Source organism: Yinghuangia soli, assembly GCF_021502675.1.
Classification (GTDB): domain Bacteria; phylum Actinomycetota; class Actinomycetes; order Streptomycetales; family Streptomycetaceae; genus Yinghuangia; species Yinghuangia soli.
Genome location: NZ_JAKFHA010000002.1, coordinates 381,377 through 393,213 on the forward strand (window position 1 = coordinate 381,377; position 11,837 = coordinate 393,213).

Here is an 11,837-nt window from a genome sequence, read left to right on the forward strand (position 1 = left end):
CTTCTTCAGACTTCGGATACGTCGGGGGACAAGGATCGATGGCGAGCAGACAACGGCGTCATGGGCAGGGAGGCTCACGCGGGCACCGCAGGGTGAATCCCGTGGATCCCCGGGACTTACCGCACCGGCCGCCGGCCGGCGCGCCCTGGTCCGCGGCCCCCGCACAGCCCGCACAGCATGCGCGTGGGGCGCGGCAGGCGTACGCACCGCCACCGGCGCACCAGGCGCCTCCGGAACCGGTGCGGGTGGACCGGCGGAGGGGGCGCGGCGGTGTGCGGCCCGCGGGCGGCGGGCGGCCGCGGCGCGGGGCAAGGCGCGGGCGCGGGCGGATATATGCGGTGCTGGCGTTCCTCACGGTTTTCGCGGTGGCGGCCGCGTACGTGCTGATCTATCACCGGCCCGATCAGGACCCGCCCAAAAGCGGGCCGCTTGCGGCAGGTTCATGCAGTGGTGGTCAGGCGCCGATCCGCGTGGCGGCGTCGCCGGAATTCGCGCCGGTGGTCGCGAATCTGGTCGGCAAGGTCAATGAAAGCCGCGGGTGCGTGGCCGTCGAAGTGACCGGCCGGTCCGCCGCGGAGCTATTGGCCGCACTGCGGTCGAATGCCGAGCAGCCGCCCGACCTGTGGATCGCGGATTCGTCGATGCGGCTCCAGGAAGCCGCGGCGGCGCTGGGCGACCGGAATCCGTACCCGCTCACCGGTACGCCGCTCGCGTTCACGCCGCTGGTGGTGGCCGTCCCGGAGACGGTCGCGGCGGCGCAGAAGTGGGGCGAGAAGCCGCCGGACTGGCTCACGCTGCTCAACCGCATCGACGACCGGACGCTGCCGCGCTTCACGGTCAGCAACACGCGGACGACCGAGGGGCTCCTGGGCGTCGTGGCGGTCAGCGCGGCGATGGCGGCGGTCAACAAGGACCAGAATGTCGCGGCGATGAAGACCTTCGCCTTCCGGAGCAACATCAGTGATGCGGAGACGCCGGCGGCCACGCTGCTGGCGAAGTCCGCCGGGCTCGGCGATGGACGCCAAGTGCTCTCGGAGGTCGGCGGGTTCGTGGTGACCGAGCAGGCGCTGTGGGCGTACGACAAGGAGCACCCGGCTGTTCCGTACGTGCCGCTCTACCCGTCCGGGACGCTCGTCCAGGCCGACTTCCCGGCCGTGCTCTCGCAGGCCGCGGCCGCCGACAAGCAGACCGCGGAGCGGGCCAACGAGGTACTGGGGCTGCTGCGTTCGCCGGAGGGCGCCAAGGCGCTGTCGGCGGCAGGCTTCCGCGGCATGGACCAGCAGCCGCCGCCGAGCGTGCTGCCGAGCGTGAAGTTCGCGCCGCCGACCCCGCAGACCGGGCCGCCGGGCGACCTGTCCCTGGTGGTCAAGATGGTCCAGGCCTGGGCGGACTACAAGCCGATGCCGTTCCGGGTGCTCATCCTGGTGGACGGCTCGGGATCAATGAATGAGCCGGTCAAGGGCAAGGACGGCAAGACCAAGGCCGACATCATGCGCGAATCGAGTGTGGAGACGGCGCAGTTGCTCGGCAAGACGACCGACGTCGGGGTGCGGCACTTTGCGGTCTCGCCGACCCAGAAGGGGCCGTGGATCGAACGCGTGCCGCTCGGTGCGCTCGAGGCCCCGATCGGGGACAGCACGCGCAAGGAAGTGGTGGTCAAGACGCTCACCGGCTTCCAGGCGCAGAACGGCGCCGGCACGCCGCTGTACCGGGCCGTGCTGGACGGGATCGCGGATGCGCAGAAGCAGTACAGCCCCGGTGCGTTCAACCAGATCTTCCTGCTCACCGACGGGAAGGACGAGGACACCCCGTTCAGCATGTCCAAGCAGGCGTTCCTGACCGAACTGCGCAAGCTGCAGAACCCGCAGAAGCCGCTGCCGGTCTTCGCGGTCGGCTACGGCGCCAATGCCGACATGGCCACGCTGCAGGAGATCGCCAAGATGACGGGCGGGCTCGCGGTGCCGTCCGTCGACCCGGGCGATCTGGTCAAGGCGATCTCGCAGATCCTCGTGTTCAACCGGCCCACCGGCTGAGCCGGGCGGCGACCGGACGACGAGCGCTCGGACGGCGGGCAGCGGGCAGCGAGCGTCGGAGAAGGGTGAAGCGGCGGGCGGTCGGCGGGAATTGCCGGTCAGCAGGCGCCGGGGGCCTCGGCCTCCGGCGCCTGCGGCGCGTCGGGCAGCGCCCCCGTCGCCCCCGGCGGCGCCGGTTGCGCAGGAGCGTGCGCCGGGCCGCTGCGCGGCGCGAAGCGGCCCGCGGCGACCGCCGCCTCGGCCAGCTCCGCGGGCAGCCCGGGGCCCGGCAGCGGGTCCATGTCCTCGATGCGCAGCTCGTCCCCGCACCCGGCGCACACGACGGCGGCCCGGGTCTCGTGGCCGCAGGTGCGGTGCCGGAGCACCACGGGCGCCCCTTCGTCGCCGGCCAGCCACGTGTCGCCCCACGCGATGATCGCGGCGAGCACCGGGAAGAAGTCGCGGCCCTTGGCGGTCGGCACGTACTCGTGCCGCAGCGGCCGGTCCTGGTACGGCAGGCGGTCCAGCATGCCCTCGTCCACCAGGCGGTTGAGGCGCTGGGCCAGGACGTTGCGGCCGATTCCGAGGTTGCGCTGGAACTCCTCGAACCGGCGGCTGCCGAAGAACGCCTCGCGCAGGACCAGCGGGGTCCACCAGTCGCCCAGCAGGTCGACGGCGCGTGCGATGGAGCACGGCCAGGTGCCGAACGGAGTCCTCTTCATGCCCGGAACAGTAGCCGGAAGCGCGGCGCCCGCCAGGGCTGCCGGAAGCAGGTTTTCCGAACTTCTTACCCGCCAGTAACAAACCCCTGATATCGTCCGTTGCTCTAACGAACTCACCTGGTCGACAGGGTGCGGGACCGGCGCTGACCGGCCTGCACCGCACGGTCCGGCCAGGACAGGGCAAGGAGGCGATGGTTGTGGCAGGCTTCGCAGCCGCTACCGCGGTGACCCCGGTGGCATCGCGTCCGGGCGGCCCGGCCGACCCGGCGGCGCAGGTGGACGGGGCGGCTCTCGGCCAGGTCTACGCGGTGGATCTGGACCCGGCCTGGACCATCGGGGGCAAGCCCAACGGCGGCTATCTGCTGGCCACCGTCGCGCGCGCCGCGGTGGCGGCCGCGGCGGACGCGGACGCCGGTCACCCGCACCCGCTCACCGCGAGCGCCACGTACGTCGGCGCCCCCGACCCCGGCCCTGCCGAGGTGCACGTCGAGCTGATGCGCACCGGACGCTCGGTCAGCCAGGCCCGCGCCCGCCTCGTGCAGGACGGCCGCATCTGCATCGAGGCCTCCTTCACGCTCGGCAGCCTCGCCGAGGACACCGAGCCGTGGTGGGGCGTCAACCCGCCCGCCCCGCTGCCCGCCCCGGGCCACCTGCTGCGCATCCCGACCGACGAGCCGAGCAGCGGCATGACGCTGCCGATCATGGCCGAGGTGGTGCTCGAACTCGACCCGGCAGGGCTCGGGTTCGCGGTCGGCGCGCCGGGCGGCACCGGCGAGTTCAGCGGCCTCGTGCAGTTCGCCGACGGGCACCCCGCCGACCCGCTGGCGCTGCTCCTGGTCGCCGACATCCTGCCGCCGGTGACGATGGACCTCGGGGCGATGGGCTGGATGCCGACGCTGCAGCTGACGGTCTACGTACGCGCCGTCCCGGCCCCCGGGCCGCTGACCGTGCGGCATCACGCGCGCCTCATCGAGGGCGGGCTCATGGACGAGGTCTGCGAGATCTGGGACGCCCGCGGCCGCCTCGTCGCGCAGTCGACCCAGCTCGCCTCCGCGCGGCTCCCGGAAAGCGGTCCGGCGGGCGGCGCGTCCGGCTCGGCCGGCGCGCGGGCCGGGCAGGCCGCCGGGCGCTGAGCCCGGGTCGGCCGGGAGTTCCTCGGCCGCGCCTGCGCGGTGACGGGCCGGAAACCGCAAGACGACGAACGACGAAGAGGGGCTGGACCAGATCACTCTGGTCCAGCCCCTCTTCGTCGTTCAGTGCTTCACGGCCTCACGGCCGCCGGTTCAGCTCTTCCAGCGCGGCTTGCGGTCGCCCTCGCGGCGCGGGCCGTCGTGCCGGTCCTGGCGCGGGCCGCGGTCGAAGGACCGGTCGCCGCCGCCGCTGTACGGGCGGTCGCCATAGGACGGACGCTCGGCACGCGGGCGATCGTTGTACGGACGGTCCGTGCGGGGGCGGTCGCCGTACGACGGACGGTCGGTGCGGGGACGGTCGTTGTAGGACGGACGGTCGCCGTACGACGGGCGGTCGCTGCGCGGGCCGCGGTGCGCCGGGCCGTCGTGGCGGTCGCGCGAGAAGCCGCCGGTACGGCCGCTGTCGCGGTAGCCGCCCTCACGGCGCGGGCCGCGGTCGCCGGCTCCGTAGGAACGCTCGCCGTAGGACGGGCGGTCGTCGCGGCGCGGGCCGCGGTCACCGCGGTCGCCACCGTACGAGCGCTCGCCGTACGAGCGGTCCCGGTCGCCGTACGACGGACGGTCGCCGCGCGGGCGGTCGTCGCGGCGCGGGCCGCGGTCCGCGTACGAGCCGCGGTCCCCGCGGTCGCTGCGGTCGTAGGATCGCTCGCCGCGGTCACCGCGCTCGGCACGGTCGTACGACCGCTCCGAGCGGGCCGGCCGCGCGTTGTCGCCGTCCTCGGACTGCCGGCGCGGCGGCGCCTCGGCCAGCTCGGCCGCCTTGCGGCGCAGCTCCGCCGCCTTGGCCTTGAGCTCGACGATGCGGGCCGCGAGGCGCTCGGCCTCTTCCTCCGCGGCGACCGCCGCGTCGGCGACCGACTGCGCCTTGACCTCGTGCAGCGTGCGGGCACCGGTGACGCGGCGCATCTCCGGGTCGCTGCTGCCGGTCACCCGCAGGCGCTCCGGCTCCACGCCGGCCTGCTCCATGAGCCGGTCGACGGTGCGGCGCTGGTGCGGCAGCGCCAGCGTCACCACGGTGCCGGCCTCGCCCGCACGGGCGGTACGGCCCGCGCGGTGCAGGTAGTCCTTGGGGTCGCCGGCCGGGTCCACGTGCAGCACCAGGTCGATGCCGTCCACGTGGATGCCGCGGGCCGCGACGTCGGTGCAGACCAGGACCGGGGTCTGGCCTTCCTTGAACTCGGCCAGCGTGCGGGTGCGCGCGCCCTGCGTCATGCCGCCGTGCAGCGCCTCGGCGCGCACCCCGGCCTCGCGCAGCTGCGCGGCGACCCGGTCGGCACCGAACTTGGTGCGCACGAACACCATCGTCCGACCGCGGCGGGCGGCGATCGCGGCGGTGACGTACACCTTGTCCTTCGGCTGCACCGTGAAGACGTGGTGGGTCATGGTGGTGACCGACGACGCGTGCGGGTCGACCGAGTGGGTGACCGGGTCGGTCAGGTAGCGCTTGACGATCGCGTCGACGCCGTTGTCCAGCGTCGCGGAGAACAGCATGCGCTGGCCGCCGGCCGGCACCAGGTCGAGCAGCGCCGAGACCTCGGGCAGGAAGCCCATGTCGGCCATCTGGTCGGCCTCGTCGAGGACCGCGATCTTGATGTTGTCGAGCGAGCAGGCGCCGCGGTCGACGAGGTCCTGCAGGCGGCCCGGGGTGGCGACGAGGATCTCGACGCCCCGCTCCAGGGCCATGATCTGGCGCGGCATCGACATGCCGCCGCAGACCACCTTCATGCGCAGGTCGAGCACCCGGCCGTACGGCTCGAGCGCGTCGTGCACCTGCATCGCGAGCTCGCGGGTCGGCACCAGCACCAGCGCCAGCGGGCGCTTGGCACGGGCCTTCTGGCCGGTCAGGCGGGTCAGGGTGGGGAGGCCGAAGCCGAGGGTCTTGCCGGAGCCGGTGCGGCCGCGGCCGAGGATGTCCTTGCCGGCGATCGCGTCGGGCAGCGTGGCGGCCTGGATCGGGAACGCGTGGCGGACGCCGCGGCGGTCGAGCGCCTCGACGATCGCGGTGGGGATGCCGAGCTCGGCGAACGTCGGGCCGGGGGCCGGGGCGTCCTCGTCGGAGTCGCCGGCCTCGTCCGCGGCTTCGGCCGCCTCGTCCGCGTCCTCGTCGTCTTCCTCGGTCTCGGTGTCGGTCTCGTCCTCGGCCTCGGTGAGGTCGTCGGTCTCGTCGGTGATGTCGGTGTCGACGTCCGCCACGGCGGCGTCGGCGGGCCCGGTCTCGTTCACGTCCGCGTCGGCGGCCTCGACGACCGTCGTGATGACGGTCTCGTCGACGTCGGCGTCCACGGGCATGGGCGTGACAGAGTCATGGGACAGCGGGGGCATGCAGAACCTTCCGAATACGGCACGTCGGAGGTCCGCAGCCCGGAACCGGTCGCATCTGGCGACCATCTGCTGAGTACCTGGACGAGCCTCTGAGGCGCCGCGCTTTCGAGCCGGCGCCTGGAGATGAACACGAGTCGATCTACCAGCCTACAGGACAATGCCGCCCGGATCTGCCGGCACCCCACCTCGAAGGCAGTGGCACCCGGTCTGACCTGGGCTTTCGCTCTTCCGGACGATCACCTTGCGCGCAGGTATTCGACCCGGATACCGGCGTCCTCGCGGACCACGACGAGTCGGGGACGGTCCCACGACCACCGGTCCGGCAGCAGGAACAAGCGCCCTTCGGCGCGCCGGAGAAGACGCAATCCGCTGTACCGGAAGCGGTACGTCGAGTCCTTGCCGGCCAGCTGCTCCATGGTGATGCCCTGGTCGGCGGCCACCCGCAGATCGTTCGCCGAATACACGACGACGGCCGTGCGGGACGGCAGCCCGGCGACCGTCCGCAGCCCGGCGGCCTGCCCGTCGGCCTTGGCATACGCGCCGAGTGTCCAGAACAGGCAGAGCACCACTGCTGCGGCGGTCAGTACGACCGACAACGACCAGGGGCGCACGCCCATTCCCGTGGCGCGCCGGTGTGTGCCGACCTGACGCGAGATCAGCACCCCGTACGCGGACACCGCGACGCCCACGGTCATCGCGGCGGGCAGCAGAAGCGGCCACCACAGCACCCAGTTCCCCGGCCATCGGCACGCGACGGTCCAAGTCCCGACCGGCACGGCGAACCACGCGCAACGCAGCACCCACGACATGCGGGACGCGGCGCGGCGGTGCCGGCGCAGGCGTACCAGGAGGTGCGGATGCAGCATGCGCGCGGCCAGCAGGATGCCGACGACGGCGAGCATCGGGCGGTAGAGCGTGTCGACGCTGCGGAGCAGGTACTCCTTCGTCGTGAAGCCGAGCACTTGTTCGTCGTAGCCGAGGAAGTCCGCCATGGCGGCGCTGCGCGCCCAGCCGAAGTAGTACAAGAGTGCGGTCAGCGCGACGGCGGGTGCGCCCAGCAGCACCGCCACTTCGAAAGGACCGCGGGTAGGCCGGAGTTCGGATCCGGTCAAAGATTCGAAGGCGGCGAACTCGGGTTCGCGCTGCTCGCTCGCGCTGTGCCGCCCGCGGCGCAACTCGATTTCGCGCGGCGGGGGTTGGTAGGCGGATTCGAGATCGAGGGCGGCCGCCGCCGTGGTCGCTGTCGTCGTCGACATCGATGGCGAGGCCATGGTTGCGGCACCCGCAGGTTGGGCCGCGAAGGCGGCGCGGCTGCCGACGACCTGGCCGGGGATGTACAGCGGTGCTTCGTCGTAGTCGTGCGCGGCCGCAGCGTACGCAGGAGCCGGCTCGGGCTCGTAGTCGTACTCGTGTGCGTGCTCGGGCTCGTAGTCGTACTCGTGTTCATGTCCGGCCTCCGGCCCCGCCTCGGGCGCGTGCTCCGGCTCGTCCGGCTCATCCGATTCCGCCGGCGCGGCCGGTTCTTCCGGCGCGACCTCGGCGGCCTTGGCGACCACGACTGCCTCAGCGGCCGTGACAGCCTCGAAGGCCTCGCCCCGGGCAGGCTCGGCCTCGACCCGCGCAGGCTCGGCCTTGCCCGGGATGGTCTCGGGGCGACGCGGGGCCCGGAGCCGGACCGTCGTCTCCTGCTCCTCGTCCTCGTCTCCGTCCTCGCGGTGGTCGCGGTCGTCGTCGCCGGGCAGTACGCGCCGCGCGCCGCGGGCCCGGGGGACTGCGGCCTCGACCATCTGCCCGGGGCCCAGATCCGCAACGTCGTCCGAGTCGCGGTCCGGGTCCGCGTCCGCCTCGGGCGCACCGCCGAATTCGGTCCAGGTGCCGACGCTCAACGGAGGTTCGGCAGCTGCTCTCGGGCCCTGCGGGAAGGCCGGTTCCTCGAATTCGCGTGCCCGCCCGGCGTCCTCGCCCATTGTCGCCCTCCCGCCCCGAGTCCGTGTCTGGATCCTTGGCGGACCCGGTCGGCACGAACCCTCCGGCGGTGCCGCATCACCCGTACGAGCGAGCGCGGCAGACGGTCCCTCTCACGGCGCGGCAGGGGCGCATGCGAGGCCGGCTCACGGCCACCACAAGTCGGCGGCGGCCGCTCCCGCGAATGCCGCCGCGCACCCCGCGCCGAGGCTGAGCACGACGTTGGCCAGGGCGTACCCCGCGCGTCCGCGCTCGGCGAGCCGGAGCGTCTCGTACGAGAACGCCGAATAGGTCGTCAGCGCCCCGCAGAAGCCTGTGCCGACGAGCAGTTGCACATGCTCCGACGCGGCGTCGGCCGCCACCGCGCCGCCCACGAAGCCCAGGACCGCGCTGCCGGCGACGTTCACGATTACCGTGCCCCAGGGGAACTCCGGGCCCTGCCAGAGCTGGACCGCACGGTCCGTCAGATACCGCAGGGGTGCCCCCACGGCCGCACCCACCACGACGAACACCCAGTTCACGCCCGCGCCTCCGTGCCCGTGCCACCGGCACGCCCGGCGATCCGCCGCGTAAGCCACGCGGCGGCTGCCACGCACACCAGGGCCAGCACCAAAGTCCCGAACAGATACGCCACGGCAAGCCCCGCCCGACCGGCCTCGACCAGCCTCTGGAAGTCGACCGTGTACGTCGAGAACGTCGTGAAGCCGCCGAGCACCCCGGTGCCCAGGAACGGCCGGACCAGCGGATGCGCCGTCCGGACCTCCGCCACCAGCACCATCAGCACGCCCATGGCCGCGCAGCCGGCTGCGTTCACGAGCAGCGTGGTCCAGGGAAACCCGACCTCCGGCGTTGGCCACAGCAACCCGGCCCCGTACCGGGCCGAAGCCCCCAGGGCGCCGCCCGCGGAGACCACCGCGAGGACCGCCCACACCGGCGGCGTCCCCGCCGCCGGTCCGAGCACGACGTCCGGATCGACCGGCTCCTCGTCCCCGCCGGACGCGCTCGGCATGGCCCCGCTCCTCGCTTCCTGCCCGCGCCCGCACCGGGCCCGCCGAGCGCCGCAGCCGACCCGCCGCCGGCGCTCCCGACCCGCCCAGGCTAGGCCGCCCCCGCACCATCCCCGCGGACCGCCCCGCCGGAGCCCCTCGGCCGGCCCCAGACCTGCCCGGCCTACCCGTACCCGAGCTCGTGCAGCCGCTCGTCGTCGATCCCGAAGTGGTGCGCGACCTCGTGCACCACCGTGATCTCCACTTCCTCCACCACGTGTTCGTACGTCTCGCAGATCCGCAGCGTCGGGTTCCGGTAGATCGTGATGCGGTCCGGCAGCACCCCGGCGTACCAGTCGCCCCGCTCGGTCAGCGGGATCCCCTCGTACAGCCCGAGCAGCTCGGGCCCGCCCGGTTCGGGATCGTCCTCGACGAAGATCGCGACGTTGTCCATGAGCGAGGTCAGCTCGGGCGGGATCCGGTCGAGCGCCTCGGCGACCAGCTCCTCGAACTCCTCACGCGACATCTCCAGCACCCGTCCATTCTGCGTGCCGAGGCCCGCCGCCGGGGTGGTTGCGAGGCCCCCGGGAATCCGTTTTGCTCATCGGGCCGACGACCCCGTATAGTTCTGACCGTCCCCGACGGCAACAAGACGCCGGAACGGCCACCCAGCCCCCATCGTCTAGTGGCCTAGGACGTCGCCCTTTCAAGGCGGTAGCACGGGTTCGAATCCCGTTGGGGGCACGCACGAAGCCGGACGGCCAGTACGGTAGAGTGAGGGACACCGAGAAGGGCAAGGAAACAAGCCCCGATCGACAACAAAAAAGCAAGGTCCTGTGGAGCAGTTTGGAGTGCTCGTCACCCTGTCAAGGTGAAGGCCGCGGGTTCAAATCCCGTCAGGACCGCTGGAAGATCCGCCGCAAGGCGGATTTCTCCTCTCCAGGCCAGGTAGCTCAGTTGGTACGAGCGTCCGACTGAAAATCGGAAGGTCGGCGGTTCGACCCCGCCCCTGGCCACTCGCTCAACAAGCCGAAGAGCCGCTGCAGTACTGCGGATCAGCCCCGAAGTCGATCACATCGACTGCGGGGCTTCTTTGTTGTCCGGGGTGGATGCGGCCGGTAAAGGTGCCGGGCGGGGTGTGTGGTCTGCGCCACCTTCGGGTGTGCGCGGGCGCTTAGGATCCTCGGCATGGATTGGCCGGCGCGGGCTGCGTCTCTGCGGCAGTGGACGAGCAACGGTGTCCGCGCCCCTCACAAGCCGCTTCTTTTTCTCTATGCCCTCGGGCGCTACCAGCAAGATGCCGAGCAGGAACTGGCTTTCAGCGCTGTCGAGGAAGATCTCAAGCGGTTGCTCGCGGAGTACGGGCCGGGGAATCGGACCACGCCGGCGTATCCGTTCCACCACTTGGTGAGCGACGGGGTGTGGGAGGTGCGGACGCGCCGCGGGGCGGGGAGTCCGGGGAGCGGGGTGCGGGAGCTGCGGGAGTCGGGGGCCGCCGGGCGGCTGGCTCCGGAGCTGCGGGCGGCGCTGCGGCGTGATCCGTCGCTGCTGGGACGGTTGGCGCGGACGCTGCTCGATCTGCACTTTCCGCCTTCGCTGCACCAGGAGTTGTGCGAGGCCGCGGGGCTGGAACTCGAGTACGCCGAGACGCTGCCGGTGGTCCCGGGGCGGAGGTCGCGGAATCAGGCGCTGCGTGAACTGGTGCTGACCGCCTACGAATACCGGTGCGCGTTCTGCGGGTACGACGGGCGGATCGGCACGATTCCGGTGGGGCTGGAAGCTGCGCACGTGTTCTGGTGGGCGCTCGGGGGACCGGACGAGGTGGAGAACGCCCTGTGCTTGTGTTCGCTGCATCACAAGCTTTTCGACAAGGGTGTCCTCGGGGTCAGCGACGAGGGCCGCGTGATGGTCACCCAGCGGTTCGTCGGGCACAGTGCGGCCGCGCGCGAGCAGGTGCTCGTGCTTGCCGGGCGCCCGTTGCTCGGTCCCCAGCCGGGGATGCCGGCGATAGCGGCGGCGCACCGGGCCTGGCATACCGCTCAGGTTTTCCACGGGCCTTCGCGTCCCGCTGTCGCGGCGTAGCGCCGGGGCCCGGGGGAGCCGGGATCCCGGGAGGCCGCCCGCGTCGGGGCGGGCGGCTTCTCCTCGGGGCCGGTCAGGACTCGAAGGCGGCGGGGTCCATGTACATGAGTTCCCACTGGTGGCCGTCGGGGTCCTGGAAGGAGCGGCCGTACATGGGGCCCTGGTCCATGGGGTCGTTGGTCTTGGCGCCGCCGTTGGCGAAGGCGAGTTCGGCGATGCGGTCGGCGTCCTCGCGGCTTTCGACGCTCAGGCAGTTGATGGCCTCGGTGACGGAGGTGGCGTCGGCGATGGGCTTCTTCGTGAAGTTGCCGAAGAAAGCCTCGGTGATCAGCATGACGAAGATGGTGTCGCTGATCACCACGCAGGCGGCGTTCTCGTCGGTGAACTGCGGGTTCACGGTGTAGCCGAGGGCGGTGTAGAAGGCCGTGGACTTGTCGAGGTCCTTGACGGGGAGATTGACGAAGATCTGCTGGGGCATGGCGGTCTCCTGCGGGGGTGGGCGGCCTCGTCCGGGAGCGGACGGGCTGGAAGCGCTCTCCCATAGGTAGACCGGATCGG

10 protein-coding genes and 3 tRNA genes are annotated in these 11,837 nt (G+C 72.3%); 6 read left to right on the forward strand and 7 right to left on the reverse strand.

Annotated features, from left to right (window positions below; genetic code table 11):
- Nucleotides 1–470: 470 nt before the first annotated feature.
- Nucleotides 471–2,033, forward strand: coding sequence for a substrate-binding domain-containing protein (locus LZ495_RS05920; RefSeq protein WP_235050893.1), 1,563 nt, complete (start codon nucleotides 471–473; stop codon nucleotides 2,031–2,033).
- A 98-nt stretch (nucleotides 2,034–2,131) separates the two neighbouring features.
- Here the strand turns inward: LZ495_RS05920 and LZ495_RS05925 are convergent, their stop codons facing one another.
- The gene (locus LZ495_RS05925; protein WP_235050894.1) at nucleotides 2,132–2,734 is read right to left on the reverse strand and encodes a winged helix-turn-helix transcriptional regulator; all 603 of its coding nucleotides are present in this window, start codon (nucleotides 2,732–2,734) and stop codon (nucleotides 2,132–2,134) included.
- A 197-nt stretch (nucleotides 2,735–2,931) separates the two neighbouring features.
- Between LZ495_RS05925 and LZ495_RS05935 the strand changes: the two genes are divergently transcribed.
- On the forward strand, nucleotides 2,932–3,867 hold the full coding sequence (locus LZ495_RS05935; protein ID WP_308267659.1) for a thioesterase family protein: 936 nt from the start codon (nucleotides 2,932–2,934) through the stop codon (nucleotides 3,865–3,867).
- 150 nt (nucleotides 3,868–4,017) lie between these two features.
- Here LZ495_RS05935 and LZ495_RS05940 read toward each other — a convergent pair whose 3' ends face one another.
- From LZ495_RS05940 to LZ495_RS05960, 5 genes are all read right to left on the reverse strand, one after another.
- On the reverse strand, nucleotides 4,018–6,213 hold the full coding sequence (locus tag LZ495_RS05940) for a DEAD/DEAH box helicase (RefSeq protein WP_235050895.1): 2,196 nt from the start codon (nucleotides 6,211–6,213) through the stop codon (nucleotides 4,018–4,020).
- A gap of 269 nt (nucleotides 6,214–6,482) precedes the next feature.
- Nucleotides 6,483–8,213 (reverse strand): hypothetical protein, encoded by a 1,731-nt coding sequence (locus LZ495_RS05945; protein ID WP_235050896.1) that lies wholly within the window; start codon nucleotides 8,211–8,213, stop codon nucleotides 6,483–6,485.
- Between the two features lie 144 nt (nucleotides 8,214–8,357).
- Nucleotides 8,358–8,732 (reverse strand): fluoride efflux transporter CrcB, encoded by a 375-nt coding sequence (crcB, locus tag LZ495_RS05950; RefSeq protein ID WP_235050897.1) that lies wholly within the window; start codon nucleotides 8,730–8,732, stop codon nucleotides 8,358–8,360.
- Nucleotides 8,729–9,220, reverse strand: coding sequence for a fluoride efflux transporter CrcB (gene crcB / locus LZ495_RS05955; RefSeq protein ID WP_235050898.1), 492 nt, complete (start codon nucleotides 9,218–9,220; stop codon nucleotides 8,729–8,731). Before crcB (LZ495_RS05955) ends, crcB (LZ495_RS05950) begins: the two co-directional genes overlap by 4 nt.
- A gap of 161 nt (nucleotides 9,221–9,381) precedes the next feature.
- The gene (locus LZ495_RS05960; RefSeq protein WP_235051083.1) at nucleotides 9,382–9,723 is read right to left on the reverse strand and encodes a metallopeptidase family protein; all 342 of its coding nucleotides are present in this window, start codon (nucleotides 9,721–9,723) and stop codon (nucleotides 9,382–9,384) included.
- Between the two features lie 145 nt (nucleotides 9,724–9,868).
- On the opposite strand from LZ495_RS05960, the gene LZ495_RS05965 reads away from it, so the two are divergent.
- The 4 genes from LZ495_RS05965 to LZ495_RS05980 all read left to right on the forward strand — a co-directional run bounded on the left by LZ495_RS05965 (nucleotide 9,869) and on the right by LZ495_RS05980 (nucleotide 11,279).
- Nucleotides 9,869–9,941 (forward strand) — tRNA-Glu (locus LZ495_RS05965).
- Between the two features lie 86 nt (nucleotides 9,942–10,027).
- Nucleotides 10,028–10,102 (forward strand) — tRNA-Asp (locus LZ495_RS05970).
- A gap of 37 nt (nucleotides 10,103–10,139) precedes the next feature.
- Nucleotides 10,140–10,213 (forward strand) — tRNA-Phe (locus LZ495_RS05975).
- A gap of 172 nt (nucleotides 10,214–10,385) precedes the next feature.
- Entirely contained in the window at nucleotides 10,386–11,279 is an 894-nt protein-coding gene (locus LZ495_RS05980; protein WP_235050899.1) for a phosphorothioated DNA-binding restriction endonuclease, read from the forward strand.
- Between the two features lie 73 nt (nucleotides 11,280–11,352).
- On the opposite strand, the gene LZ495_RS05985 is transcribed toward LZ495_RS05980, so the two are convergent.
- A complete protein-coding gene (locus LZ495_RS05985) occupies nucleotides 11,353–11,757 on the reverse strand; it encodes a VOC family protein (protein ID WP_235050900.1) in 405 nt (134 codons plus the stop codon).
- Nucleotides 11,758–11,837: the final 80 nt, after the last annotated feature.